The sequence below is a fragment of the Limnoraphis robusta CS-951 genome (assembly GCF_000972705.2).
The window spans coordinates 1-25,329 of sequence record NZ_LATL02000311.1 but is presented as its reverse complement, the minus strand read 5'-3'; the positions used below and the strand labels follow the sequence as shown (position 1 = coordinate 25,329).

27 protein-coding genes, 1 tRNA gene and 1 other RNA gene are annotated in these 25,329 nt (G+C 42.7%); 12 read left to right on the top strand and 17 right to left on the bottom strand.

All coding sequences use genetic code 11. The features are described 5' to 3' along the window. Positions 1-45: 45 nt before the first annotated feature. Entirely contained in the window at positions 46-273 is a 228-nt protein-coding gene (locus WN50_RS32855; protein ID WP_342586785.1) for a helix-turn-helix domain-containing protein, read from the bottom strand. A 1,207-nt stretch (positions 274-1,480) separates the two neighbouring features. On the opposite strand from WN50_RS32855, the gene WN50_RS26455 reads away from it, so the two are divergent. From WN50_RS26455 to WN50_RS26445, 3 genes are all read left to right on the top strand, one after another. Next, the gene (locus WN50_RS26455; RefSeq protein WP_046279334.1) at positions 1,481-1,681 is read left to right on the top strand and encodes a type II toxin-antitoxin system VapB family antitoxin; all 201 of its coding nucleotides are present in this window, start codon (positions 1,481-1,483) and stop codon (positions 1,679-1,681) included. Further along, on the top strand, positions 1,678-1,899 hold the full coding sequence (locus tag WN50_RS26450) for a PIN domain-containing protein (RefSeq protein ID WP_046279333.1): 222 nt from the start codon (positions 1,678-1,680) through the stop codon (positions 1,897-1,899). The genes WN50_RS26455 and WN50_RS26450 overlap by 4 nt, the downstream gene beginning before the upstream one ends. Positions 1,900-1,962: 63 nt before the next feature. Then, on the top strand, positions 1,963-2,178 hold the full coding sequence (locus WN50_RS26445) for a PIN domain-containing protein (RefSeq protein ID WP_046279332.1): 216 nt from the start codon (positions 1,963-1,965) through the stop codon (positions 2,176-2,178). Between the two features lie 113 nt (positions 2,179-2,291). Here the strand turns inward: WN50_RS26445 and xth are convergent, their stop codons facing one another. From xth to WN50_RS26430, 3 genes are all read right to left on the bottom strand, one after another. Further along, the gene (xth, locus tag WN50_RS26440) at positions 2,292-3,077 is read right to left on the bottom strand and encodes an exodeoxyribonuclease III (protein WP_046279331.1); all 786 of its coding nucleotides are present in this window, start codon (positions 3,075-3,077) and stop codon (positions 2,292-2,294) included. A gap of 265 nt (positions 3,078-3,342) precedes the next feature. Further along, positions 3,343-4,980, bottom strand: coding sequence for an acetolactate synthase large subunit (locus WN50_RS26435; RefSeq protein ID WP_046279330.1), 1,638 nt, complete (start codon positions 4,978-4,980; stop codon positions 3,343-3,345). Between the two features lie 186 nt (positions 4,981-5,166). Further along, positions 5,167-6,531: an NAD-dependent succinate-semialdehyde dehydrogenase gene (locus tag WN50_RS26430; RefSeq protein ID WP_046279329.1), complete on the bottom strand. Its 1,365-nt coding sequence runs from the start codon at positions 6,529-6,531 to the stop codon at positions 5,167-5,169. A gap of 342 nt (positions 6,532-6,873) precedes the next feature. On the opposite strand from WN50_RS26430, the gene WN50_RS26425 reads away from it, so the two are divergent. Further along, a tRNA-Glu gene (locus WN50_RS26425) sits at positions 6,874-6,946 on the top strand. A gap of 72 nt (positions 6,947-7,018) precedes the next feature. Here WN50_RS26425 and WN50_RS26420 read toward each other — a convergent pair. Further along, positions 7,019-7,951, bottom strand: a complete 933-nt coding sequence (locus WN50_RS26420; protein ID WP_046279328.1) for an AEC family transporter — start codon at positions 7,949-7,951, stop codon at positions 7,019-7,021. Between the two features lie 504 nt (positions 7,952-8,455). Between WN50_RS26420 and WN50_RS26415 the strand changes: the two genes are divergently transcribed. The 4 genes from WN50_RS26415 (at position 8,456) to WN50_RS26400 (ending at position 11,168) form a co-directional block, all read left to right on the top strand. After that, positions 8,456-9,301 carry a M15 family metallopeptidase gene (locus tag WN50_RS26415; protein ID WP_046279336.1) on the top strand — a complete coding sequence of 282 codons (846 nt, stop codon included), beginning with the start codon at positions 8,456-8,458 and terminating at the stop codon, positions 9,299-9,301. A 6-nt stretch (positions 9,302-9,307) separates the two neighbouring features. After that, positions 9,308-9,997, top strand: coding sequence for a hypothetical protein (locus WN50_RS26410; protein ID WP_046279327.1), 690 nt, complete (start codon positions 9,308-9,310; stop codon positions 9,995-9,997). 219 nt (positions 9,998-10,216) lie between these two features. Then, positions 10,217-10,579, top strand: a complete 363-nt coding sequence (locus WN50_RS26405; protein ID WP_046279326.1) for a PadR family transcriptional regulator — start codon at positions 10,217-10,219, stop codon at positions 10,577-10,579. Positions 10,580-10,625: 46 nt separating this feature from the next. Continuing rightward, on the top strand, positions 10,626-11,168 hold the full coding sequence (locus tag WN50_RS26400) for a cofactor assembly of complex C subunit B (protein WP_046279325.1): 543 nt from the start codon (positions 10,626-10,628) through the stop codon (positions 11,166-11,168). A 242-nt stretch (positions 11,169-11,410) separates the two neighbouring features. Here WN50_RS26400 and WN50_RS26395 read toward each other — a convergent pair whose 3' ends face one another. Continuing rightward, positions 11,411-11,719: a DUF3155 domain-containing protein gene (locus WN50_RS26395; RefSeq protein ID WP_046279324.1), complete on the bottom strand. Its 309-nt coding sequence runs from the start codon at positions 11,717-11,719 to the stop codon at positions 11,411-11,413. A 378-nt stretch (positions 11,720-12,097) separates the two neighbouring features. Here WN50_RS26395 and WN50_RS26390 point away from each other — a divergent pair, with 378 nt between their 5' ends. From WN50_RS26390 to WN50_RS26375, 4 genes are all read left to right on the top strand, one after another. Further along, positions 12,098-13,513, top strand: a complete 1,416-nt coding sequence (locus WN50_RS26390) for a sensor histidine kinase (RefSeq protein ID WP_046279323.1) — start codon at positions 12,098-12,100, stop codon at positions 13,511-13,513. A 190-nt stretch (positions 13,514-13,703) separates the two neighbouring features. Further along, positions 13,704-14,204 carry an SLATT domain-containing protein gene (locus tag WN50_RS26385; RefSeq protein WP_046279335.1) on the top strand — a complete coding sequence of 167 codons (501 nt, stop codon included), beginning with the start codon at positions 13,704-13,706 and terminating at the stop codon, positions 14,202-14,204. A gap of 61 nt (positions 14,205-14,265) precedes the next feature. Continuing rightward, on the top strand, positions 14,266-14,916 hold the full coding sequence (locus WN50_RS26380; RefSeq protein WP_046279322.1) for a hypothetical protein: 651 nt from the start codon (positions 14,266-14,268) through the stop codon (positions 14,914-14,916). A gap of 41 nt (positions 14,917-14,957) precedes the next feature. Continuing rightward, positions 14,958-16,277 (top strand): four-carbon acid sugar kinase family protein, encoded by a 1,320-nt coding sequence (locus tag WN50_RS26375; RefSeq protein WP_046279321.1) that lies wholly within the window; start codon positions 14,958-14,960, stop codon positions 16,275-16,277. A 246-nt stretch (positions 16,278-16,523) separates the two neighbouring features. Here the strand turns inward: WN50_RS26375 and lpxA are convergent, their stop codons facing one another. The 11 genes from lpxA to WN50_RS26320 all read right to left on the bottom strand — a co-directional run bounded on the left by lpxA (position 16,524) and on the right by WN50_RS26320 (position 24,985). After that, entirely contained in the window at positions 16,524-17,339 is an 816-nt protein-coding gene (gene lpxA / locus WN50_RS26370; protein WP_046279320.1) for an acyl-ACP--UDP-N-acetylglucosamine O-acyltransferase, read from the bottom strand. Positions 17,340-17,451: 112 nt separating this feature from the next. After that, on the bottom strand, positions 17,452-17,958 hold the full coding sequence (fabZ, locus tag WN50_RS26365) for a 3-hydroxyacyl-ACP dehydratase FabZ (RefSeq protein WP_046279319.1): 507 nt from the start codon (positions 17,956-17,958) through the stop codon (positions 17,452-17,454). Between the two features lie 74 nt (positions 17,959-18,032). Beyond that, a complete protein-coding gene (gene lpxC / locus WN50_RS26360; protein WP_046279318.1) occupies positions 18,033-18,893 on the bottom strand; it encodes a UDP-3-O-acyl-N-acetylglucosamine deacetylase in 861 nt (286 codons plus the stop codon). Between the two features lie 280 nt (positions 18,894-19,173). Then, positions 19,174-19,581 (bottom strand): hypothetical protein, encoded by a 408-nt coding sequence (locus WN50_RS26350; protein WP_152964936.1) that lies wholly within the window; start codon positions 19,579-19,581, stop codon positions 19,174-19,176. Between the two features lie 76 nt (positions 19,582-19,657). Beyond that, positions 19,658-21,724 (bottom strand): AAA family ATPase, encoded by a 2,067-nt coding sequence (locus tag WN50_RS26345; protein WP_046279315.1) that lies wholly within the window; start codon positions 21,722-21,724, stop codon positions 19,658-19,660. Next, complete coding sequence (locus WN50_RS26340; RefSeq protein WP_046279314.1) at positions 21,721-21,963, bottom strand: hypothetical protein; 243 nt, start codon at positions 21,961-21,963, stop codon at positions 21,721-21,723. The genes WN50_RS26345 and WN50_RS26340 overlap by 4 nt, the downstream gene beginning before the upstream one ends. Positions 21,964-22,176: 213 nt before the next feature. Then, entirely contained in the window at positions 22,177-23,565 is a 1,389-nt protein-coding gene (locus WN50_RS26335) for a DNA phosphorothioation system restriction enzyme (RefSeq protein ID WP_046280239.1), read from the bottom strand. A 112-nt stretch (positions 23,566-23,677) separates the two neighbouring features. Beyond that, positions 23,678-24,088 (bottom strand): hypothetical protein, encoded by a 411-nt coding sequence (locus tag WN50_RS26330; RefSeq protein WP_046280236.1) that lies wholly within the window; start codon positions 24,086-24,088, stop codon positions 23,678-23,680. 106 nt (positions 24,089-24,194) lie between these two features. After that, on the bottom strand, positions 24,195-24,566 hold the full coding sequence (locus WN50_RS26325; RefSeq protein ID WP_046280237.1) for a phasin family protein: 372 nt from the start codon (positions 24,564-24,566) through the stop codon (positions 24,195-24,197). 27 nt (positions 24,567-24,593) lie between these two features. Further along, positions 24,594-24,690: signal recognition particle sRNA small type (gene ffs / locus WN50_RS31560), an RNA gene on the bottom strand. 28 nt (positions 24,691-24,718) lie between these two features. Next, complete coding sequence (locus tag WN50_RS26320; RefSeq protein WP_046280238.1) at positions 24,719-24,985, bottom strand: YciI family protein; 267 nt, start codon at positions 24,983-24,985, stop codon at positions 24,719-24,721. Positions 24,986-25,329 lie beyond the last annotated feature (344 nt).

Below are 25,329 nucleotides of genomic sequence, written 5' to 3'. Positions count from 1 at the left end.
GAGCATTTACTTTCTTAAGTTCTGGGTTAGTTTTCTTCGACTTGGTTAGATTCGCGGCTTGTACGTTGTAGTTGGGGTAAGGGGTATCTGCTGAGATGATGTATTCTTGTTGTATGAACAAGAATTAATTGCACACTTCCTACTGTTTATCCAGTCTTTCCGCTCTCTTAAGGCATAATTCCACACCTTTCTACAGACTGCCAACATATTCTCAATGATGGCAATCTGCTTTTGAGAGGGGATTAACTTAAATTCGTAGGTTAGTGTTAACATACTGGAATATTACCAGAATTCTATCCTGTTATGTTAACCCGTTAGACTTTTGTACAGGAAAACTTCAGACGGGCTTCCCAAAACCGAGTCTTTTTTGTTGGTCGCAATTCACCTACGACCAAATCTTTGATTATGGTCGCAGACAAGATTGCTCCATTACGATAGAATCTTGATGCTGAGGAGTTAGAGGTAAGTCGTGAGGGAGACTTCAAGATTAATTTCTGACTCCTCAAATTTTCTTCTTTTTTTGACACTCCCACGCCTTTTAAGGCGGGGATTCTTGGTTCAGCGAGTCCACTTAATATAAATAAGTTTCCTTATTTATACCAGAGACGGATCTCTCCCCAAACGTTTTACTCCATTCCAGAAGCCTGTTTCCGAATGCCCTTCGGTACAGTTTGAAACCCTAAAAAAACTCTTGGTTTCTCTGGTACTTGGTGCTTGTACGCGCAGCGTTGCCGCAGGCTAGTTTTTACCTTCTCAAGCGTTCCAGAGAAGAACCCCATAACTTCAGTTTTCAAGGTTCGTTGCCTTTTCGGCGACTGGGTTTTTCGCGTGGTTGATTACCATGACCACGTATATAATTCTAACATAAAAGTCGCGCCTTTAGGACGAGGCTTGTATCCCAGTTTTTCGGTCAAACCTGTTGACTGATCAATGCACAAATACTTGATTTTGTCAAGATGCCGATTTTGGGCTTTTGCTTTCAAGCTGAAAATTCGTGCATCGCTGTTTAAAAATTCAGTCAGGATAAGCTGATATTTAACGACAGAATAAGGGTTGTAGGCTCTATTTTGACCTGTAGACAGAGTAAACCCTTGGGTGGTGTTTTTAACATTGTACCAGAACCCCTAGAATTCCGTCAAGTATTTAAGAAATTTTCTCAATTAAAAATCCGATTTTACCCATAAACTTTTATTTTTCAAAACGATTTCCAGTTATTGATTAGAAAAACTTAACTTACAGTCAAGCTTGAGTCTGAGTGGGAAGCGATCGGTTAATTTGTCAGAGTAATGAAGATAGATCTCAGTTGAAAAGGTTCAAGCTGCGAAATTGAACTACTAGAATTGGCTCTTGTTCAATAGAATCTTGATGCTGAGGAGTTAGAGGTTAGTCGTGAGAGAGACTTCAAGATTGACTTCTGACTCCTCAAATTTTCTGGAATTGTCTAACATAGGAATCAGTAAGTCAGATTTAGACAAAATACATGGTAAACAACCTGAAAATCGATGAAAAACTGCTTGAAGAAGCTCTTGCTTTAAGCGAGTATTCAACGGCAAATCTCTTGATTGAAGCGGCTTTGCGTGAATACATTCAACGTCGAAAACAACTCAAAGTCTTGGATTTATTTGGGACAATTGACTATGACGAAGATTATGATTACAAGCAACAAAGACAAAAAACATGAAGGTTATTGTAAATACTTCTGTTTGGTCACTTGCATTGCGGCGCAATACACCAAACGATGACATTACTACCGTTAATGTACTACAAGATTTAATTACAGATGGAAAGGTCATTTTACTGGGGGTAATTCGTCAAGAAGTGCTTTCTGGTATTCGCTATAGTGAACAGTTTACTCGATTGCGAGACTATCTTCGTGCTTTTCCAGATTTAGAACTATAGCAATGAGCAGGTTAATGTTTACAACTTCTTTGTGTCTTTGTGTCTTGGTGGTAAATTCAAGGCTTGACCCTTGTAAACAAGCCAGCGCGACCTGCTATAACAACCAAAGACTATGAACTCGCCGCCGAATTTTTCAATACCTGTCGCCGTAATGGTGTTCAAGGTTCAAATACTGATTTTTTAATCTGTGCAGTAGCTCATCGTCGTGGTTATAGTATTTATACCACAGATAAAGATTTTGAAAATTTTCGGTCGTACATTCCGGTCGTTTTATATTAAAATTAATAGGCTGGGATGATGAAGAATTCGGCTTACAGCTAGTCCGTGATTTTATGAAAAAGTTTGATTCACAGTCTTAGTAAAATTAGAAAAGGTTTTGCTTAAAAGATATTTCACAACTCGACAACAACGGGGGTATGATCACTGGGTTTTTCTAGGGTTCTGGGGGTTTTATCAATGATACAACTTTTGGCTTTATCATACAGAGATGAACTCAAATAATGATGATCGATGCGCCATCCTTTGTTACGCGGAAACGATGCGGCGCGATAGTCCCACCAACTAAATTGTCCGCTTTCGGTGTTAAATTTACGGAAGGCGTCGGCTAACCCTAAGTCTATAATTTCTGTTAAGGCTTGACGTTCGGCTTCTGAGGCCATGATATGATTTTCTCGACCTTTTGGATCGTGAATATCTCGATCTTCTAAGGCGATGTTAAAGTCTCCACAAACACAAATATTTGGGGTTTGTTCTTGGGTTTTTTGGAGATATTCTTTTAAGAGTTTTAACCAACTAAGTTTATAGAGATATTTCTCACTTCCGACGCTGGCACCATTGGGAACGTACAAATTTATAATTCTAATTCCGTCAATTGTTCCGGCGATCACTCGTTTTTGTTCATCAAAGGTTTGAACGGTATTTGGATCTAGAATAGCAGCAAAGCCAACGGTAACATCTTCTAAGGGTTGACGGCTAAAAATGGCGACTCCGTTATAAGCTTTTTGTCCAGAAATAGAAAGATGATACCCTAAATCTTCAAAAGGAACTCGGGGAAATTGTTGATCCGTAACCTTTGTTTCTTGTAAACACAAAATATCAACAGGGTTAGTCTGTAACCAACCTAAAACTTGTTCTTGACGGGTACGAATTGAGTTAACATTCCAAGTCGCAATTTTCATTATAAATTGAGAAAATCAGTTAGTTCTAAATTGCTCCCTTTGATTATTGTTACAGAAAAGGGTTCATTTTGGCAATCTATATTATTTTAATAAGCTACAACTGTGTAGGGTGGGTGACAGCACAAAGTTGGTGATCTCAGCAGTTGAATTATTGGTTGTCACCCACTGAGTAATATCAGTAGGGTGGGTGACAGCAAAAAGTTGGTGATCTCAGCAGTTGAATAATTGGTTGTCACCCACCCGAAAATAAAGCGGGTTTTTTAGCTTAAATCGGACAAGATAAGCCTTCTGAACGTTGACTAAAACGAGCATTTTCTCGATAGTCAACGGGACAATCAATTACAGCCGGAACATCTTGAGCGAGTGCTTCTTTTAAGATAGGAACTAAGTCCGTTGCTGACTCAACCCGATAGCCTTTTAACCCCATACTTTCGGCAAATTTGACAAAATCAGGATTCCCAAATTTAATGAAGGAAGAATCACCATAATGGTCTTCTTGCTTCCATTCAATTAAGCCGTAACCGCCATCATTAAAAACGAGCGTTACAAAAGCCGTTCCGACTCGTAAAGCTGTTTCTAACTCTTGGCAATTCATCATAAACCCACCATCGCCTGTCGCCGCCACAACTTTTAAATGGGGATTCACTAATTTAGCCGCCATTGCACCGGGAATGGCAATTCCCATCGCTGCAAAGCCATTAGAAATGATACAAGTATTGGGGCGATCGCAATGAAAATGACGAGCGATCCACATTTTATGAGCGCCAACATCAGAGATGACAATATCCTCTGGCCCTAACACCTGACGCAAATCATAAATGAGTTTTTGGGGTTTAATGGGGAAGCCATCATCATCAGCATATTGTTCGTAGTCGCGACGAATTTCTGAGCGTAATTTTAACGCATAAGGTTCAGGTTTTCCCGCGCGATCTGAACGGCGCAAAATCTCATTGAGCGAGTCTGAAATATCGCCAACAATTTCAGCAATGGGGATATAACTACTATCGACTTCAGCCGGAGTAGCACTAATGTGAATAATCGGGATTTTGCCTTCGGGGTTCCACTTTTTAGGAGAATATTCAATCAAGTCGTAACCAATGGCAATGACTAAATCGGTTTTATCAAAAGCACAACTAATATAATCCCGCTTTTGTAATCCCGTTGTCCACAAAGAGAGGGGATGAGTATAGGGAATAGCACCTTTCCCCATAAACGTATTGACAACTGGAATATTCAGTTGGGTGGCAAACTCAGTTAGGGAGTCACTGGCATTCGCTCGTAAGGCACCATTTCCCACTAAAATAATCGGATTTTTAGCTTTAGAAATGGCAACGGCTGCCTCATTCATACTGTGATAAGCTGAATAGACTTTTTCACGCTTATCTCGTTCTAGAGGCTGTCCAATGGCTGCCATAGCGGCAATATTTTCAGGCAGATCAATATGAACCGCGCCGGGTTTTTCCGCTTGGGCGAGTTTAAAGGCTTTCCGAACAATTTCCGGCGTGTTACTGGGTCGAACAATTTGGGAATTCCACTTAGTAACCGGAGCAAACATTGCCACCAAATCTAAATATTGATGAGATTCAATGTGCATTCGATCGGTTCCCACCTGTCCGGTAATAGCCACCAGAGGCGCACCATCGAGGTTTGCATCAGCCACACCTGTCATTAGGTTGGTTGCTCCTGGCCCAAGGGTGGACAGACAAACTCCGGCTTTTCCCGTCAGGCGTCCGTAGACATCAGCCATAAAAGCGGCGCCTTGTTCGTGGCGGGTGGTAATAAACTGAATGGAGGAGGTTTTCAAGGATTCGAGAACTTCCATGTTCTCTTCACCGGGTAGTCCGAAGACATACTGCACTCCTTCGTTTTCAAGGCATTTCACCAGAAGTTCTGCTGTGTTCATGTGAGGTCTAAAAATTGGAAATTTTGAAATCAGATGAGATTCATTGCCGTATCGTCCGGGAGTCGGATTCAAAGTTCACCCTTTACAGGCTTACTTTATTATCATTGCAACGACGGTCAACAATTCTTCTATTTATCAGTTGAGCCTGAATTCTTTTCACTTTGAATCCTCAATTCCGAATGATTTTTACTGAATCCAAACGGTTTTGATGTTGACGAATTCGTGAATGCCCTGAATACTTAACTCTCGTCCGTAGCCTGAGCGTTTAATTCCACCAAAGGGTAAACGTGGGTCAGACTTGACTAAACCGTTGATAAAGACAGCACCCGCATCTAGCTCTGAGATTAAGCGATCGCGCTCCGCTTCATCTGTCGTCCATGCACTTGCACCCAAACCAAAGACTGTGCTATTTGCTAATTTTATCGCTTCATCGAGGTTGGAGACACGGAACATTAACGCTACAGGGCCGAAAAATTCTTCCTCGTAGGGGGGGGTTCCGGGTGGGATATCACTCAAGATGGTGGGCGGATAAAAGTTTCCTGGTTGTGCCAGGGGTTGACCGCCTATCAGCACTTTAGCACCTTTTGCGACGGAGGCTTTCACTTGGTTGTCGATATCTTGTAGAATGTCAGGTGTTGCTAACGGCCCGACATCCGTATCGGCTGCCATCGGATCACCGATTTTTAAAGCTTGGAATTTTTCAACTAAACCCTGTTCAAATTGATCGGCGATCGCTTCGGCTAGGATAAAGCGTTTGGCAGCAATGCACGACTGACCATTATTTAACATTCTAGCGGTGACTGCCGACTCCACCGCCGCTTCTAGATCTGCACTTTCGAGGACGATAAACGGATCGCTACCCCCCAATTCTAATACCGTTTTTTTGATGTGTTTCCCGGCAAGAGAGGCGAAACTCATGCCCGCAGGTTCGCTTCCGGTGAGGGTTCCCGCTTTGACGCGATCATCAGCGATCACTTGAGCGACTTTATCCGATCCGATCAGCAAGGTTTGAAACACGCCTTCGGGAAAACCCGCCTCAGTGAAAATTTCAGCGATCGCTAAAGCACATTGGGGTACATTGGAAGCGTGTTTGAGCAAGCCGACATTCCCCGCCATCAGTGCAGGTGCCGCAAACCTCAAAACTTGCCAAAAGGGAAAATTCCAGGGCATGACGGCTAAAATAATGCCCATAGGTTCATAGCGCACGTAGCTTTGACTCGCATCCGTTTCAGCCGGAACAGGGGCGAGAAATTGAGCGGCGTTTTCAGCGTAGTAGCGACAAACCGAAGCGCTTTTTTTGGCTTCTGCGATCGCTGAAGTGAGAGGTTTTCCCATTTCCAGCGTCATCAGTTTAGCGAATTTCTCGGCATCAGTTTCAAGAATATTCGCCGCATTCTGCATCCAGTTTGCTTTTTGTTCGTATGGCAGATGCCGATACTGTTCAAAGGCTTGTTGGGCGAGGCTGAGACTGTTTTCGATTTGAGCGTCTGTTAACGCTTCAAATGTCTTCAGCAACTCCCCTGTCGCTGGATTTATTGTAGCAATCCCCATAGTAACTTTTAGTTTTTTTCAGATAAAAGTTCGGACGGGTTTCTAGGCCTGTCCCGTTCTCCTTTATCCTAACTCTGAACAACTCCTAACTCTTGTTTAACTTATTTGTTGCTGATCAGTCTACATAAATCGATACATTTCACAAAAGAATGGAGATTGACATCCCCTCCAGTTAACCCTCCTCATGGTTAACGGTATTCAATCCTACAAGCTAACTTTCAAGGGAGTTTCAGCGAATTTCCTCATTGAGAACAAAAAATTTTTGCCAAAGGGGTTGACACCCGAGAATAATCTCTCTATAGTAGTAAAGGTGAAAGGCAAGAAATGCTAAACACAAGTTCTGCCCCCATCGTCTAGAGGCCTAGGACACCTCCCTTTCACGGAGGCGACAGGGATTCGAATTCCCTTGGGGGTATTAAAAAATAAACACCGAGTTAAAGCTTGAGGTTCTATACACTCAGGCTTAAACTCTTTTTAGGGCTAATCGTTATGACGATCCAAATAAGAACAACCAAAACGGTAGAGTTATTAATAAAACGACAGAACCGACAGCGAGAGTCGTAACCGTTAACTCCCGATCTAGATTAAACGCTTCTGCTAACACCAACGTTGCAAAAGCAGGGGGAGTTGCCATTAATAATACCATAACCAAGAGCGGTGAACCCCTAACGCCCAAAATCGAGAGAATTGTACCGATAACCAACGGAACAATAAACATTTTAATCGTCAGACTGACAGAAGCTTGTTTCAAATAACGCCAAGAAGACAGTTGACTCAAGCGCATTCCCATCAAAATCAACGATAAAGCAACCATTCCCCAAGCCATTACTTGTAAAATTTGTTCGACTCCAGAAGGGAAAGGAACCTCCCGAAAAACCAAGCTAAACCCTAAACTCCACAACGCCGGATTTTTCAACATGACTATCATCAAAGACAGAGGGTTTTGAGTCTCTAAACCAAACTTAGCTGCTAATAATACTCCCAACCCATAGGCGCCAATAGCAGAACCCAAACCATCATAAAATACCGCCCAACCAAAATATTCTGTTCCCACCAATGATAAGATGATAGGAAAACCAATATAACCCGTATTTCCCACCATTGAACTTAAGATAAAACTCCCTTGAGTAGGGCGACTCCAAGATTGATTGAGAGGAGAATCATGGCGTTTTCGACTGATCCAAACCCAAGCCAAACACGCACCCGATAAAATGGCTATCCACGCCACAACCGGGGCTAACCAAATTCCTCCCGATAAGTCAGCTTGACGTAAAAATGCAAAAATTCCGACAGGAACCCCAACCCAAAATAAAAATCGTCCAATCCAAACGGGAACAAAAGAGGGTAAAATAAGTCTGAGAATCCATCCCAAAAGGACTCCGCCAATTAACCATTGATAGAGTTGTAAAAGTTGAGTCATTATCTTAGAGATGAGCCTCTAATTGGTTTGAATTTAATCATCATTTTTTTCGCGATTGATTCAAAAATAAATTAGCTTTTTTATCTCAAATTTTTAGCCGAACCTTTGAGGAATTCCCCAAGAAATCAATCCCAGCCCAAAAATCAATAAACAGATCCGGAACAGTGATAGTTGTTATTGAAAACTCAATTGTATAATGTTGGAAAATTAATCTTTGGTAAAAAGGATACCCATTGCGGCTTTTACCTTATATTAAAAGGTTGAATCGCCAAATCAAGACTCAAAAATTAGAGCTTGTAAGGCTCTGAGAGTGGGTTAGGGTGTTTAAGTGCTGCATCACGCAGCTTTTACACTAGATTTGAGTAAAGCTGCCTAAATCCTAAACTTAATGCTGATAATTTTCAACTCTCAGTCTAAAATCGATAAGTGGTGCTTTGACGAAAAGCAGGAGTGAAGCTGTTGAATAACGCAAGTCTGCCCGAAAACACACAACCCCTCTCCGAAATGGTTGCAGAAGATATCCCGGAAGCCATTCGAGATCCTAACGATACTGAACCCGGCGCCAGCCAGTCGAAGCGAAAGTGGCTGTTTTGGAAGTTACTGGGACTCGCTACAATAGCATTTGGTCTGACGCTGTTGCTCAACTACCAGTTTGGCATCTTGATGACACAGGCACCAAGCGACTTAGCGCAACCCAACCCAACCGTTGTTTCGACTGAACCCTCAGTCTCTGCGACGGCTTCTCCGGCTGGGGAAAACCCCTTAACAGAGGAAGCGAGTTCCGGTGATCAACCCTCAGAAGACTTGCTTGGACATCTTCCCTACGAAGAAGCATCCCCAGATGAATTGAAAAATATTACAGCAGATGGCAGCATTAAATTGCGTTCTGCTGCTGCCCAAGCTTACCTAGAAATGGCAGATAGCGCTCGGCAAGAGGGAATTCGCTTAATTCCTTTATCTGGATTTCGCACCATTCAAGATCAAGAATATCTGTTTTTTGAGGTGAAAGCCCAACGGGGACAAAATGCCAGCAAACGCGCTGAAGTGAGCGCTCCTCCGGGTTATAGCGAACATCATACAGGTTATGCTCTCGATGTTGGGGATGCAGATTTTCCCGATACTCATCTGGCTGTCAGCTTTGAAAAAACAAAAGCCTTCGAGTGGTTGGCTGAAAATGCAGCTTTCTACAGTTTTGAGTTATCCTTTCCCCAAGACAATCCTCAAGGGGTGAGTTATGAACCCTGGCATTGGCGTTATGTTGGCGATCGCCATAGTCTAGAAACGTTTTATAAAGCCAAGTCAAAGTTGGAAAATTCCCTTGATATCCCCGAAGCTGAGATCGAACCCTAATCTGTTATGAAGCAAACGTCCCTAAATCTGATTGCGATTACGATTTTTACCCTAACGATGTCCGCTCTGCTCGGGCCACTAATTCATTTATCTCCTATCATTCCTGCAAGTTTAGTGTTTTCGCTGCTCGTTTTGGGGACAATTGATACCCTAGCGCTCCAAGGTCAGGGTTCAACCGTTTTAATTGAAAGTATAGAAGGAATTTCTCCAGAAAAACGCGATCGCATCCTCCGTCACGAGGCTGGACATTTTCTGGTAGCCTATTTAATGAATATTCCGATCACGGGTTACGCCCTGAATGCTCTCGAAGCCTGGAGACAGGGACAAACGGCTCAAGGTGGCGTTCAGTTTAATGATAGAGAGTTGTTGGGACAACTGCAACAAGGTCAGCTTTCCGGCCAATTAATTGATCGCTACTGCACCGTTTGGATGGCGGGAATCGCAGCAGAAACTTTAGTTTATGACAAAGCAGAAGGCGGCGCTGAAGATCGAGGAAAAATTAGAACCGTTTGGAGACAACTCAGACGCCCCCTTTCGGAAGCTACTCTCAAAGAGCGTTGGGCGACTCTACAAGCCCAAACTTTGATTGAACAACATCAGTCCGCCTATGAAGCCTTAATGGAGGCGATGGGACAACGCACCCCAGTCGAAGAATGCTGTCAGATTCTTGAGAAAACCTTAAAAATTAACCCTTAAAAACAGTCAAACTGCCCATTTTTCCGTCGTTATTCCCCTAATTTTCTTCCTTGACGAGCAATTTGCATTAATTCATCCTTCAAATGGTGACAGTCTTGACTAAATGCTGATCGGTAGGCGCGATAAATTATTTAGCAAGCAGTCAGTGGACAACCTTTGCCACCGTTGCTGTGGAAAGGCATATTAAGCGGGAAGAATCCAATGACTATGACTATGACTATGACTTTCGATGACATTTATCGCTATTTCCAAAGCCCTCCGCCTGTTTATCTTAATAAAGAGTTGGCGGTTTGCTACATCTTATCTGTCGTCTTACGGGGAGATTCCTATGGAACCGAGTTGATTGACCGACTAGAAGAAGAATATGCCATCTACAGACTGTCAGATACGGTACTCTATAGCGCCCTGAAGTTTCTCGAAGCCCAAGATAGTATTACTGGGTATTGGAAGAAGGTAGAAGGACGGGGACGCCCTCGCAGAATGTACCAACTCACTCCTGAATTTCGGAACAAAGCTCAAGAATTGGCTCGTCTTTGGTACGAGTATGCTCAGGAGTATGCCGCAGAGGCTCAACTTGTGTAAAGTATTCTAAGGAAAACTTTTACTCAAGCTGTCTCACTTGTCGCCCATGACTGTTCCTGTCTTACCTTCTACCTTTGTACTCACGTCCCTAATGGTTGTCGGTCTGTTTTTCTTCATTAAGGCTTCTGTTAAAGAGCGCATTCAACAAGAAAAACTGATCGCTCCACAAGAGGCTGAGTCCTTGTTGACTCAGCTTCAACTTCACTTTAGTTCACGGGCTTATCGAGTGGCACAAACGAACCCTGAAGAAAATCAAATCATCTTTGAGGGGCTTGTTCGTCCAAGTTGGTTTCTGGCTATTTTTTTAACATTGCTCACAGCCGTAGGATTGTTATGTTTAGCCCTAGTTCTATCCATGATCGTTCCGCAGAATGGTCAATGGTTTCTGGGGCTAGTGATTCTTTCTCCCTTAACGGGTCTATTTTATTGGCAACGAGCTAGACGCATAGAGCAGGTGTCCCTGAAGCTGGAAGTGGCTGTTGACTCCGTTACTCAACCCCAGAGTATCATTACCGTTCGAGGACATCGAGATGAACTCGCTACCCTGAAACAGTCTCTTGGGTTGAAATCCTGGGAAGAAACTCACTAAACGGGTAAAGTTAGGCTTTGAGCAAGGGGTGATCACGGAGAGGAGATAGAAGTCCTCACTCCTCAAAATTTAGACTTCCTGTATGATTTGCTTTCTAGAGAGTTATAATTAAATCCTAACTCATCTAGTTAAGCGTCTCATCGGTCAGGCCACTTCTGCCGAATCACAATCAACTCTAGGAATTCATCTTGATTCTGCTCTGAGTCCGACAAAAAAAATGATGTTGCCCACAACACCATAAACTAAGCCCGAGCAGGACTTGCAGTCGTTTTCTCTGCTATTTCTTTTAAACTGGGGAACAGAAAATGGTTTTCTTCGACATACTGGGCGCCGAATAAGCCCTTCTCAGCCCAAAAGTATCGATCGGTGGTATGTTCGTTTCGCTTGACAAGTAGCAATGCTGGAGGAATGATTCCCTCTGCGTGAATAAACTTGCGGGCAGCTGTTACGGGCTTGTCTTCTCCACTAGAAATGCTGTATTGGGGTACACATTCTAGAATCCGACGGCCTTCTTGTCTGCGACGGCTCTTGCGCTTACGTCTTCTAGCCAACTTAAGTTACCTCCTGTTTTTTGCAGACTTGTTGTAAATCTAGCTACCAAATCCGGTAGAAGTATATCGATTCTGGCTCAAAATTTCAATATCTTTTAACAGATTGATACAAAAAAGCCTTGCCATAAAGCTAAAGCAGTGCTATTAACGTTAATCATAACTTATCCCCTCGGGAATAGAAAGAGCTGAGGGCCAAAAAAGCTGAAAAAAAATATTCTCAAGGGGTAAGTCGCCTGGGACAGTGACCAGGGGGCTTGCTGTCGCTCATCTGTTGAAAATGCTCTAAAATGCAAGATAAGCTCGCAAAATCAACTGGGTTTGCGGGAAAAGCAGACTGCTCACAAGCTTTAACCCCCAATCATTTGCTCCTCTGCCCTCATGCCAACCCGTTCTGAGTTCGTTACACTCTGCCAAGCTCAAGTCTCCCTGGTAGCCAGTTTGGGAGCATCATTGAGTATTGTCTATTTAACAGAAGACTGGGTTGAAGGCGGTCACAGAAAACTGATCCCCGTGGCAGCTTATCCCGAAAGTAGTAATGTAAATCAGCCAGAAAGTCAAGCCTTGATGTCCTCAAGCTTAGATGTAGAAGACAGTCTCATGTCTCGTCCTCGTTTGCTGGCCCCAACCTCATCGAACCCCGCAAATACTATTCCCCGGGTTGAGGTTGAATCTAGAATCAATTTTGAGATCCCTTCATCAAAACCCCCTCTAGAAGAACAGCAACCGTTAGAACAGCGTCAATTCGTCTTGCCCCTGATGCGGGATGGTGTAGTTATGGGGTTTTTAGTCACGAGCCGAGAAGATCGACCTTGGACCCCTCAAGAACAGCATCAAATTCAAGTGATCGCTCACACCCTGACCACAGCTTTTATTTTAAATCGACGCTTGCAATGGCTTCAGCAACAATTTACACAGCAGCAAAAATTACAAGCTCAACAATACGATACCCTGCACAGTCTCCTGCACCAGTTGAAAAGTCCCCTGACAGCAGTGCGAACCTTTGGAAAATTGTTGCTCAAACGTCTTTTACCCGAAGATAGAAACCATAAAATAGCAGATGGGATTCTTCGAGAAAGCGATCGGATCAAAGAACTGCTTGAACAAGTCGATCACACCCTCGCCCTCAACGAAGAACAAATGCGTTTACCCCTAGCATCCGATCAGGTTCAAGATCTCGAAGACAACTATCTCGGCGGACAACCCCACCCATCTCCCAGTCTAAAACCCCCAGGATTGCTCCCGGCTGGCCAATTTTTAGAAGCCACTTCAGTCCAAGCCGTTCTTGAACCCTTGATCCTCTCGGCACAAGCGATCGCAGAAGAACGTCAACTCACCTGTATTACTGAGATTCCCCCCCAATTACCCCTCGTACAAGCCAATTCTCAAGGCTTGCGTGAAGTTTTGAGTAATCTGATTGACAATGCCCTCAAATACACCCCACCTCAAGGCTGCATCTCCATTCGGGTTCATCCTCCCTCAGAAAACAGCAAATTATCCCATCCCTTAAGAATTACCATCAGTGACACAGGTCCCGGTATTCCCCGCAAAGACTTAGAACATTTGTTTGAACGAGGTTATCGAGGCATTCAAGCGACTGGTAATATTCCCGGAACGGGTTTGGGACTGGCGATCGCTCGCGACTTAATCAAGCAAATGCAGGCAGAAATACAAGTTTTTTCCCCCGTCAACTTGAACTTACAATTACCCAACCTCGGCCAACTTTCCTATCCGCAGGGTCAGGGAACAACCTTTGTGATTGGGTTGAAGTTGTGGGGTTGCGATTCCCCTTTTTAACCTTCACCAAATATCGTATAATGCGAGTCGCAGACTTAGACCCACCACTCAAAAGAGTTACAATTTTTCTACCCTCAACATGAACACAAATGACCCTGATCTACCGAATCAGGATACTCCCCCAATCAGTGATCCTGCCGTAACCAGCACCCCCCCTAACCGGGATTCTCTAGTCCGACGAGAAGATATTATGGCACGAGCAGAAGATCGCCGTAATATTTGTCGAATTTTGAGTCGGGCGCACGTTTTAGTTTCGATTCGCTGGTCAAATACTCATCTTTATATTGGCATTCCCAGTACCGTTTTTGCGGCTTTAGCAGGGGTTCAAGCCATCGCGGATCTGGGGCAAGAAAAAAATACTTGGGGAACTATTATTCAGATTATTCTCTCGATTTTAGTCGCGGGATTAGCCCCTTTACTGACTTTTTTAAATCCGAATGAAAGAGCCAATACTCATCAAACCGCTTCACGAGTTTATGAGCAAATTGGCGATCGCTATGATGCTTTTTTACTGCAATGTCTAGTTGAGACTCGAGGCTTAAAACAGGAACTCGATGATTTAGTGCAGTTAAATCTATCTTATTCAGAAGAAAAAAAACCCCTTCCTCTGACGCCAGAATGGGCATTTCAACGAGCCAAACAAGAACAGATTATTGCTCCCTTTGCTAAAGAACATAAAAGTCAATCATAAAAAGCAAAACTCTGTTAAAATAGAGTCTAAATTTATAGAAGTGGCTCGTCGATAGTTCTCCATGCAATCTGAACTTCAAGGCTTAGAAATTACCAAAGGAGAATTCAAACACCTCAGTGGTTTGGGGATGGATCAAGTTTATCGACCACCAACCTGGCAAAAATTCCTCAAGGAAGGATGTAAAACCTTAATCACATCCATCCTGATTTTAATCAGTTATGGGATTTTAGCAACGATATTTGAACAACATCACCCGTTGCTAATATTCATCCATCTTCTAGCGGCTCTGGCAGTCATTATTGATGATCTCTATAAAATAATCACGACTCTGAGAAGCCCGAATTTATTGCAAATTTTTGATGAAGTTGATCGCTATAATACGATTGTACAGGCCGTCATTCTCTATGATCACTTAGAACAAGCGGGCAACTCTCAAGTTAAAATTTATCAGCGAGAAGAAGTAATCACTGCCTTAAAAATTATTCGAGGCGATCTGGTTCGATCATTAAAAACTGAAAAAATTCTTCGCAAAAATCATCAATTTATTAGCGAACATCAAGAACTTCTAGAAACCGACTTCAACCGCTTAATTCAGCCGGGGAGTGGCTATCGCAGCACAGAAGAAAGCCGCCTGCTTCACCAGTCACGACAACTGGCGACAGAAGTCCACCAAAAACTCAAACAACTCCAACAGAAACACTCAACCCGTTAAATGTTAGGCTGTTGTATTATGCACTCGACAAATATTAGCCGATGCAACCTAAAATTATTGTACTCGATGACGATCCAACAGGCTCTCAAACCGTTCACAGTTGCTTGTTGCTCACCCAGTGGGATATCGACACCTTGCGACTCGGACTTTGTGATCAATCTCCCATTTTCTTTATCCTGACTAATACCAGAGCGTTAACCCCAGAACAAGCCGCCAGCGTCACTCGGGAAGTCACTCAAAACCTTAAACAAGCGATCGCCGCAGAGTCTATCGAAGATTTCCTCGTCGTTAGTCGTTCTGATTCTACCCTACGCGGTCATTATCCCATTGAAACGGACGTGATCGCCGAAGAACTCGGTGGTTTTGATGCTCATTTCCTCGTTCCCGCCTTTTTTGAAGGAGGACGGATCACTCGCAATAGCGTTCATTACTTGATAGTGGATGGCGTTCCCACTCCAGTACACGAAACCGAATTTGCGAAAGACTCTGTATTTGGCTACCATCACAGCTACTTACCCGACTACGTGGCGGAAAAAACAAACGGTAAAATTCCCGCTACCTCCGTTGAACGCTTTGTTTTAGATGATATCCGCAGTGGAACCCAAAATCGCCTCATGCAGCTTTCTGGGAACCAGTGTGTTGTTGTTGATGGAGAAACCCAAACCGACTTAGATCACTTTGCTTCTGATATTTTAGCGACTGCCAAAAAAGGAAAACGTTTTCTGTTTCGCAGTGCCGCCAGTATCCTCACCTCCCTCGCCGCCCTTGGCCCTCAACCTATCCCGGATGTAGAAATGTCTAAATACAGCCGTGAAGGGAAACCGGGTGTGGTGTTAATGGGTTCTCATGTGAAGAAATCAACCCAACAACTCGAACGTTTGTTGCAAGAATCTAACATTGTGGGAATAGAAGTGGATGTCTCTCATTTACTCGAAGATAGCACAGTTCAACGTCAGGATTTATTAACCCAAATACTTCAACAAATTCAGCAAGTACACCGCGAAGGAAAAACACCTGTTATTTACACCAGTCGTCAAGAACTTACTTTTAGTAGTACCGAAGTTCGGCTAGAATTTGGCGTGGCTGTTTCTGATTTATTGATGGATATTGTCCGAGGTTTACCCGAAGATATCGGATTTTTAATCAGCAAAGGTGGAATTACTTCTAATGATGTGTTGAGTAAGGGTTTAGCTTTGAAAACCGCTCGGTTATTAGGTCAAGTGATCGCGGGATGTTCGATGGTGAAAACTTCCGATCATCATCCTCAATTTCCCAATTTACCTGTTGTGTTGTTTCCGGGAAATGTTGGTGATGCGGATGGGTTAGTTACGGTTTATCGCCGACTCAGCCAACAAAATTAACCGGAGTTCAGGGGGTGATCAAAGAGCGATAAAGGTGCTTGTCTCAGCTTCATAGCCTTCATCCCTCCTGATAAAATAGGCTTTTTAAAAATGAGCTTGAACGGCGGGTGAGAGTTGAAAGCGAGTGAATTATAGGGGAATTTCGACGATTTCGGGCATAGAGCAGTCAGCCTCGGTCTGTAATTCTTTGACTCTATTGTAGGCGATCGCATCGAGTCAGGTTTCCCTCTACAAATTCCATAGCTACTATTGTTCTAAACGGGATGAACTGCGTTTCCCTGGAACTAAACCTCGACGTTCAGGAGTAAGTGCTGATCTCATAAAACGACTTAAGTGTTGTAGATGAGGATGATCGGGTAATAATTCTAACTGTTCTAACGCTTGTTCAAGTCGATAGCCGGAACGATACAAAATCCGAAACGCTTTTTTCAACAGTGCTAATTCTTCAGGGGTGAAACCTGCCCGTTTTAAGCCAATAGAATTCAGCGATCGCACTTTTGGGGGTGTTCCTTCTACCATCATAAACGGAGGTACATCTTGAACAATGCGCGTCAATCCAGCAATCATTGCTAGTTTACCAATATGAACAAATTGATGCACACCCACCAGCCCACTAATTCGGGCTTGAGACTCAATGTGAACATAACCCGCCAAGGCTACGCCATTGGCAATGATCACTTGGTTTTCTATCACACAATTATGAGCCATGTGAGAATAAGCCATTAACAGATTTTGATTGCCTAAAATCGTCGCTTGACCTTCATAAGTCGCCCGATTAATGGTGACATATTCTCGAATTACATTATCATTGCCAATTTTAACAAAACTAACCCCTCCGGTATACTTGAGATCTTGAGGTTCAGTCCCAATGGTTGCACCGGGAAAAATTTGATTGCGATCGCCAATTTCGGTCCAGCCCTCTATCACCACATGAGGGCCAATGGTTGTATCACGCCCTACCTTAACATTTTCCCCAATCACAGCATAAGCTCCCACTTGTACACTGGGGTGTAGTTGTGCTTTGGGATGAATAACAGCCGTTGGGTGAATTAAGGTGAGCATAGGGATTTTTAATTTTAGGGTATGTGATGTTGGGTGATTTCAGGAGATTGATAACCGGAAAACTCTGTTCATTTTAATCCGATCTCTAAAATCACCTGACAACGCTGATGAGTTAAATACAAGAAAACATCAATTCGCCTTCACAAGCCCGTTTACCATCGACTTCTGCGAGGGCTTGGACTTTGGCGAAACGACGCCGTTTCAAAGAAAGGATGTCAACCGTCATAATCAGTTGATCACCGGGAACCACTGGACGGCGAAATCTGACTTTATCGATGCCTGCAAACAGGAACAAGTTCCCATCGAGATCGGGTATTTGGGTTAACACGACACCCCCCACTTGGGCCATCGCTTCGACGATCAATACTCCCGGCATAATCGGTTTTCCGGGAAAATGCCCTTGAAAATGAGGTTCGTTGAAGGTGACATTTTTGATTCCCACCGCCCGTTTTCCGGGTTCATACTCAATAATGCGATCAACGAGGGCGAAGGGGTAACGATGCGGTAACAGCTTTTGAATTTCTTCGATACCCATCACAGTTTGAACTACGGTTGTAGCGGTGCCGTTGGGGGTTTCTATCGCGTTAGAATCAACAGGATCGGATTTCACGTCAGACATTTTTTCAGGTTGACAATTTTAGAGTTAGCTTCCCATCTTTTGGGGATCTAGGGCAACGGTTAACGAGAGAAGCTTCAGAGGGCGACTAAGGCGGCTTGCTGAATGCGTTGAACCAGTTGGGTATGTAGGTGATGACCTGCCTTGTAAGCCAAGTAATGAGCTTGAGGAATCACTCCCAACAAGCTCAAATCCCCTACTAAGTCTAAAATTTTATGACGCACGGGTTCATTTGAAAATCTCAACGGGGGATTTAACCAACGGTCGTCGCCGCAAACCAAGGCGTTATCGAGGGTTCCGCCTTTGATTAATCCCGCTTGTTGCAGGTGTTGAACTTGTTTTTCTAAAACGAAGGTGCGGGCGGGGGCGATCGCGGTTGTAAAATCTTCTTGTTGCGGCGTCCAACTGTACCATTGTTGACCAATTGCGGCGCTTTCAAAATCTATCCCGTAGCTAAAGCGAGTTTCATCTGAGGGGATAGCAGCGACAAAAGCATCGCCCTGACGAATGATTATTTCTTGGGTAATGGCTATCGTCGGGGTAATTTGGGAAGTGATCGCCAGCCCAACGTTAGCGATCGCCTCTGCCCAGATTTTAGCCGATCCATCTAACAACGGAACTTCTGGCCCGTCAATTTCGATGCGGGCGTGATCGACTCCCATTGCGGTTAAAGCGGATAATAAATGTTCGACGGTACGAATACTAATTTGTGAAGGGTTAATTTTCTCTAAAATCCCTAATTCAGTGGAAAGCGTCGTTGAGACAACGGATGTAATTTTTGCAGGAATAATCGGTTTTTCGGGTAAATCCACCCGCACAAAATAGCGTCCGACGGCAGAACTTGGTAAAATGCGAACGGTTGTTTCTAAGCCGCTATGTAACCCGATACCCGATTGAATAATTTCATCGGCTAGGGTATGTTGACTGGTTTCGGTCATGGGGTTTTGATCGAACTTGACGGTGCGTTAGCATAGAACTCAAAAGTTGTGACTACAGAGTATCATGGAAACTCAATTTTTGTGGACTCAAAACTGGTATCCGGTTATTCCACTGAATTATTTGGATGTATCTTGCCCGACTGCGTTGACGCTTCTTGATAAAAAGTTAGTCATTATATCTTTCTCAGTAGCGTTCCCCAAAAAGGTTTACCTATTGTCAAGCTTTATTCTTAAATTTTGTAGTTTAAATCCCGGTTTTTTTGATAAACTGGGGTTGAAGCTAAGGGATTGACATTAGAGAAGCAGCCGTACAAACCCGCATCATCATTTCATCAGTTGTCGCATCATAAATTGAATAAAGGTTTCCGTTCCCAATCGCTGACGGGGGTGTAATATTATCAATTTCATTACGATTTGAAACGCCAAGAATATACCACTGCCAAGTGCGACAATGGCTTTTAGCATAAATCATTTCATCCCCGATTTTATAGGTGAATAAAGTTTCTCCTTTGTCATATAAACGAATACTGTACATGGAAACATCAAGATAAAGTTTTTGTCCCATTGATTCTCCCATATAGGACCAATAAAAAGGAGAATTTTGGGCAACAGCTTGCGGAGAATGTACCAATCCTAAAGTTGTCACAGCAATCGCAAGAGTTTTAGCAATAGATTTGATATTCATCATCAGAACTGAGGTAGACGGCTATTGACTGATTACGAATATTTCGCCTCAAAATCAGCATATTTATCAAAAATATTTTTTAAAATTCATCCGTCACTTCTAAAATCTCCGTGTATTCAAACGCATTGGGACTATGTTTGACTAATGGATAACGAACTCTCCCTGACTCGATGAAATCTTCCTCACAATCTGTTTTTGGGGAATTATAAGACAAAACATATTCTTTTCCAATGCGTTTTTCCATCTCTTGGGCGACTTCTCCCCGCCATTGGGTTTTCGTGACTAATACAACTAATTGATTTGCTAATTCGGGAATAATTTTAGCAATTTGACGTCGATAAATTTCATCTAAACTGCCAAAAGGAGAATCCATTACAATCGGAAAAGTGCTACTATCTGGCCCCATGAGGGTATTTTTTTGACTCCATTCTCGCACCCCTTCAATAATTCCACCAATAAAAGATAAGCTGAGAATCTGATTTTCTCCCGTAGAAGCAGCGACTTCTGCTTCATCTCCGGCTGTGGTTTCAATTAATTTTAATTCATATTGCTCATTAAGTTTAGGAAGATAGGGCGTAAAAGAAATTCGACTAAAAATATTCTGTACTCTGCTTTCTAATTGCCAACGAAATTGTTGATCTAATCTGTCTTTAATTTGAGTTAAGCAGTGAATTGACTCTTGAGTTTTTTCAATCCGTCTTTGGGCGATAACTTGTTTCATCTCATTCATTTTTTGTTTATCAATCTGTTTTTCCAGTTGACTCACTGAACTGTTTGCAGTTTCGATTTGTTGTTGGTTTGAACCGGTTTCGCGGTTGAGGTGATTAATTTTGGCTTCGACTTCATCTAAACGTTTTTGGAGTTGCTGAATATCTTCGTCAGGGTAGCTTCTCAGCTTCTTCTTGACATCATCCAGTTGGGTTTCTAGCCGAGACAATTCTGCACGATTTTGATTTAAGTTGGCTTGCTGTCGATCAACTTTTTCCCAAAATTCAGGAACTCGTTTTTCAATTTCATCTACTTGGGTACTCATGCGAATTGCGGTTTCTTCGATGTCTGCAACTCCCGCTTTTCCTAACCAGCTTTCTACCTGTTCTCGGTTGGGTGTTCCTGCTGTTAATTCTGTTCCACAAATACAGTGCTGTTGATGGAGTAAGTCTTGAATAAACTGTTGTGTAATTCCGGTTTGCAGTTCTCCTTTTTCTCTCAACTGTTCAAATTTTTCTCTAAATTTCAGAAGCGTTTCTGAGAGTAAAACCGTATAACCTCGTGTTGAAATTTCTCGACGAATGATTTCATTGGCTTGTTTCAGTTGTTCTCGAATTAACTTCGCTTGTTGTTCGAGTTCATCTCGGCGTTTTTGCAGTTCTCCAGCACCTTTTAAGTCTAATAAACGACTACTTAAAGTTCTTTTTAATTCATTGAGATGTTCTAACTCTTGTTCAATTTCGGTTTGACGTTTATTCAGACGTTCTATTTCTTGTTCACATTTTTTCTTGTCTTTAATATATTTTTTCGTTTCTGCATCTCCAATCACACTCAAATCCGTTTCCAGAGACTTTCTGGCTTCTCCTAAATGTTTAATCGCTCGATTTAACACTTCTACACCTAATAATTCTTTCGTCGCTTCGGCGATTTCTGCTTTTTTATCATCCCTAACAATTTGTTCAATTCGTTCGCCATCAAAGAAAAAATATTGATGTAAACTAATCGGTAAAATTCGATTCACAATATCATCAGGATGTTGCGGCGGTATTGTCCAACGTCCATCATCTCCGGCGACTTGCATATACAGTTCACTGGGCGTTTGTTCAATGTCTTTATTGTTTTTATACGCCCGACAAACTCGTTTCAGTTGGTAACGTTTGCTATCATGTTCAAACACAATTTCTACCCAACAAAGTACAGGTTTTCCGGGTTCAGATTCCGTGATCGCTCTTTTATTGACCAAATATTCAGAAGCCGCAAACGCCGCACTAAATCTATCATACAACACCCAAGTAAACGCATTCATTAACGTGGTTTTTCCCGCCCCATTATTCCCATGAATAACGGTTGTATTGCGTTCTCCCGAGGCTAAAATAACTTCTGGGGTTTGACCATAAAATTGACGAAAATTGCAGAGACGAATTGAAATCAGTTTCATTTTACCACCTCTTTAATAATTTTCAGGATATCATCATTAATATTACGTGGCGTTTTCATATAGAGTTTATCCCGTTCCGCTTGCAAAACTCGTTCAATGATTTCTTTGGCTTCGGGAGAGACATCCGCCAGGGGATCTTGAAGGCTATTCGGTTCTGTTTTTGGGTTATAAGAGGATTTTTTCTCGGCAAAAACATTAGAAATTGTGGAAATTAAACTATCAGAATATTGCAAACTCATGTTATACTATGTCCGGTTTATTAATGCTGTTATGGGGTGGGGGCGGGTTTATTGAACTTTAGTCGTGGATGTCAGAGATAGTCTAGAACCCGCCCCTACATAATGATAATCGATTAATCGGACATGATATTATTGGGGATCGGATTCTTTCTAGATTTTACTGTATGATGACTCGAATTTCATCGGAGTTATGTTAACTTTTTTGCGACAAAATCAAAGATCTAACAAACCATATCGCTTTTGTAATTCTAATAATTGCAGTCTCGCTTCTCCGGCGTTGTCAGCTAAATCGGCAAATTCTAAAAACCGTTTTAACTCTTTTCTTAACAAATTTCGTTCGACTTCTAAGGTATCTCGCCCTAAGTCTGGCGGCAGCACAATCATATCAAATAAAGTTGCTCGTTCTTTATGCGGATGAGGGCGCAAAATTCGCCCCCGACGTTGTACAAATTGACGGGGATTACTACTACTCGCAAGAATTACTGCATTTTGAATCGCCGGAATATCAACGCCTTCATCTAAACATCGAATCGCAACTAATCCTTGTAATTGTCCCGTTTCAAACTGATGACGGAGTTTTTCTCGTTCGATTAACGGGGTTTCTGCGGTATAAGTATTAATCCGATAACCGAGTTTTACCCCTAATAATTCAACCGTTGCTTCAAACTGACGAGTTGATGAATATTCACTGCTATCCATACTCCCATCTCCACAATAAAATAGGGTATGAGTCGTCTGTAAACGGTTTTTCATCAATTGATGCAAGGCGTTAATTTTATTAGAGGCTGAACCGATGAGTCGCGCCCGTTGGATTAATAAAGCAGTAATCGTTTCATTTTTTTCCAGGTTTTCTTCATCCATCAACGCCCAACCAATGCGAGTCGTTAATCGAGAATAGGCGCGACTTTCGGCTTCGGTTAATTCGACTAAAATCGGATAATATAAATAGTGAACTAAAGCCCCCTGACGAATCGCATCAGCGAGGGTGAGTTCCGGTTGCAAAACTGAACCAAAATATTGTAAAATAGAGTCAGTTCCTTCTTCATCAAAATGACGTTCAGGAGTCGCAGATAAGCCCAAACGTAGCCCTATCTTTCGCGGTAAACTTTCCTCTAAACGGGGTGAACCTAAGTTATGAACTTCATCGCCAATAATCAAAGTTTTTTCGGGAAAATACCGCAGTTGTGACTGAAGACTCTCTGAAATTAACGTCGCATTGGTGGTAATAATTGTAAGAAAGGGTTGCAAACCGGAACGAATATTATAGAGTTGGGCGGAAAGTTGACGTTGCCAGTTATGAACACTTTCAAATGCCAATAACGGTTTTAAGCCAAATTTTTCCGCCTCTCGCGCCCATTGCGTCACCAGATGACAATAGGGGCAAATCACGAATAAAACTTGTAAATTAATTTTCTGATAAAGTTCAGTGGCAATCGCTAAAGCAGTAATGGTTTTACCACTTCCGGTTGCCATTTTTAAAGTTCCTCGTCCCCGGTTAGAAAACCAGCTTTGAACCGCCTGTTTTTGATAAGAACGCAGTTGAATAGATGCCGGAAGTATTGGAATTCCTAACAGGGATGTATCCTGTACTGGTAGATTCACCACTTACTAAAAAATGGAATAGGGAATGAAAAATTCCGAACTTATATTTTTGTTATCTAATAGAGTTTGATCAGGCTTGCTTTCTAGATTTTTTCTGCTAAAAAGACAAATTCTAGGGTGCTTCCCAATCTGGACAGGTTTCATCCTCTACCCCGGTCGGGTGCATGGCACAGACGAGTAAATTGCCGCCATAAACTTGGCCATGATAATGTTGACAACCCCGACAAGCTGCATTTTGATGAGAGTTAGGATGAACGTAGGTAACAAACGGTTCAAACTCACTTTCATCGAATTCTAATTCTAGATCAAAATAGATGTCGAGAATCGGTTCGACAATTTCATTAAAATACTCTTCCAATTCGGGGAAGATTTTATTGTGAACTTCTTCGGTAATTTCTTCGGAAAATTTGGTCAGTTCATCAACCATTTGGTTCCAGTCTCTACTTACTTCTTCAAATAACTTTTCGACTTCATAAACTGCCGTTCCGACTGCTTCAAAAAAGCTTTTTGACCAATCTTCCATCGGATTTGCCGCCTGCGTGCTAACAATTGTTCAGACAAAGCCTCACCAAATCGGCTTCATCTGAAAATCCAGTATAACACTGCCATCTCCCTTAACCCGGCAGATTTTACTCTCGCTTAAGACGACGCAGTTCTTCTTGTAATTTTTCGACTTGTTGACGTAACTGTTCAGCAGAGTCTACTGATTGAGACTGATCATCCTCAGCGTCAATAATCTCAATTTGACGAGGTTCTGGGGGTTGTTGAGTCGGATTTTTTGCGGGGTTTGGTTGTTGTTGGGCTTGCTTGAGGGTCTCTTCGACAAAGCGACGGGCTTCTTCTGTGGTCATCTCGCCGCGCTTTACCAATTCATCGGCGAGTTTTTGGGCTTCGGTTCGCAACTCGGCCATATTTTTAGCCGCTTTCTCACCTGCGTAAGCCGCTAATCCAACCCCTAAGTAAACAGCTTTCTGGACGAGATCTCCTAAACCTCGCTGCATAATGCCTCCTATCTGCCTACAGACAAAAGTGACCCGGAGACTACGCCTATCAAGAGCATCCCGTATTGCTGCTACCTTCCGGTCCTGACAAGATTTGGGCGTCTTGATCGCGTAGGTCCAGGTCACTTATCAGTTTAACATAGATTTTCAATTTATTCGACAACAACACACCATTCGAGAAGTTCATAGGTAACGCAGCCATTTTGAACCAGGGGGTCTTGCTCAACAATTGCCTTTGCTTCTTCCTTGGAAGCCGCCTCAAACAGCAGCATTCCTCCGCCTCGCCTTCCCCAGTAGCCCGTTTTGGCTTTGTGTCCTTTGGCGATTAAGTCTTTCACGTAGGCGATGTGAGCCGGAACATACTGATCGAAGACTGGTTTTTCGACAATTCCTTGTTCTATCTTGACAAACCAGGGCATTTGTGTTAACGATTAGTGCTAGGTTCTAGATCTATTATCTGACATTTCTGGACTGCTGTTTTGACACTCCCAAACAAAATCTTTACCAAAAATTGCCGCACACGCCCCTACCTTTTAGGTATGGGGATATAAGGCCAGGAAAAATGCTATAATAACTCTACTGGCAGGGTATTCAACCAGTTGAAAAACCCAGCATCTAATCGATGCAATGAACCTTGAAAACTTAAGGTATGGGGTTCTTGCAAGAAATGCTTTGGCAAGATAAAACCTTAAAGCACCAAGTACAGAGAATAAAGCATTTTTTCTCAAGTACGGTAGGGCATACCGAAACTATCTCTGAAATG

What these genes read in the sequence shown, in the direction of transcription:
- WN50_RS32855 (WP_342586785.1), bottom strand. Translation starts at nt 273, where the DNA reads ATGTTAACACTAACCTACGAATTTAAGTTAATCCCCTCTCAAAAGCAG.
- WN50_RS26455 (WP_046279334.1), top strand. Translation starts at nt 1,481, where the DNA reads ATGGTAAACAACCTGAAAATCGATGAAAAACTGCTTGAAGAAGCTCTT.
- WN50_RS26450 (WP_046279333.1), top strand. Translation starts at nt 1,678, where the DNA reads ATGAAGGTTATTGTAAATACTTCTGTTTGGTCACTTGCATTGCGGCGC.
- xth (WP_046279331.1), bottom strand. Translation starts at nt 3,077, where the DNA reads ATGAAAATTGCGACTTGGAATGTTAACTCAATTCGTACCCGTCAAGAA.
- WN50_RS26435 (WP_046279330.1), bottom strand. Translation starts at nt 4,980, where the DNA reads ATGAACACAGCAGAACTTCTGGTGAAATGCCTTGAAAACGAAGGAGTG.
- WN50_RS26430 (WP_046279329.1), bottom strand. Translation starts at nt 6,531, where the DNA reads ATGGGGATTGCTACAATAAATCCAGCGACAGGGGAGTTGCTGAAGACA.
- WN50_RS26420 (WP_046279328.1), bottom strand. Translation starts at nt 7,951, where the DNA reads ATGACTCAACTTTTACAACTCTATCAATGGTTAATTGGCGGAGTCCTT.
- WN50_RS26415 (WP_046279336.1), top strand. Translation starts at nt 8,456, where the DNA reads ATGGTTGCAGAAGATATCCCGGAAGCCATTCGAGATCCTAACGATACT.
- WN50_RS26410 (WP_046279327.1), top strand. Translation starts at nt 9,308, where the DNA reads ATGAAGCAAACGTCCCTAAATCTGATTGCGATTACGATTTTTACCCTA.
- WN50_RS26405 (WP_046279326.1), top strand. Translation starts at nt 10,217, where the DNA reads ATGACTTTCGATGACATTTATCGCTATTTCCAAAGCCCTCCGCCTGTT.
- WN50_RS26400 (WP_046279325.1), top strand. Translation starts at nt 10,626, where the DNA reads ATGACTGTTCCTGTCTTACCTTCTACCTTTGTACTCACGTCCCTAATG.
- WN50_RS26390 (WP_046279323.1), top strand. Translation starts at nt 12,098, where the DNA reads ATGCCAACCCGTTCTGAGTTCGTTACACTCTGCCAAGCTCAAGTCTCC.
- WN50_RS26385 (WP_046279335.1), top strand. Translation starts at nt 13,704, where the DNA reads ATGGCACGAGCAGAAGATCGCCGTAATATTTGTCGAATTTTGAGTCGG.
- WN50_RS26380 (WP_046279322.1), top strand. Translation starts at nt 14,266, where the DNA reads ATGCAATCTGAACTTCAAGGCTTAGAAATTACCAAAGGAGAATTCAAA.
- WN50_RS26375 (WP_046279321.1), top strand. Translation starts at nt 14,958, where the DNA reads ATGCAACCTAAAATTATTGTACTCGATGACGATCCAACAGGCTCTCAA.
- lpxA (WP_046279320.1), bottom strand. Translation starts at nt 17,339, where the DNA reads ATGCTCACCTTAATTCACCCAACGGCTGTTATTCATCCCAAAGCACAA.
- fabZ (WP_046279319.1), bottom strand. Translation starts at nt 17,958, where the DNA reads ATGTCTGACGTGAAATCCGATCCTGTTGATTCTAACGCGATAGAAACC.
- lpxC (WP_046279318.1), bottom strand. Translation starts at nt 18,893, where the DNA reads ATGACCGAAACCAGTCAACATACCCTAGCCGATGAAATTATTCAATCG.
- WN50_RS26350 (WP_152964936.1), bottom strand. Translation starts at nt 19,581, where the DNA reads ATGATGAATATCAAATCTATTGCTAAAACTCTTGCGATTGCTGTGACA.
- WN50_RS26345 (WP_046279315.1), bottom strand. Translation starts at nt 21,724, where the DNA reads ATGAAACTGATTTCAATTCGTCTCTGCAATTTTCGTCAATTTTATGGT.
- WN50_RS26340 (WP_046279314.1), bottom strand. Translation starts at nt 21,963, where the DNA reads ATGAGTTTGCAATATTCTGATAGTTTAATTTCCACAATTTCTAATGTT.
- WN50_RS26330 (WP_046280236.1), bottom strand. Translation starts at nt 24,088, where the DNA reads ATGGAAGATTGGTCAAAAAGCTTTTTTGAAGCAGTCGGAACGGCAGTT.
- WN50_RS26325 (WP_046280237.1), bottom strand. Translation starts at nt 24,566, where the DNA reads ATGCAGCGAGGTTTAGGAGATCTCGTCCAGAAAGCTGTTTACTTAGGG.
- WN50_RS26320 (WP_046280238.1), bottom strand. Translation starts at nt 24,985, where the DNA reads ATGCCCTGGTTTGTCAAGATAGAACAAGGAATTGTCGAAAAACCAGTC.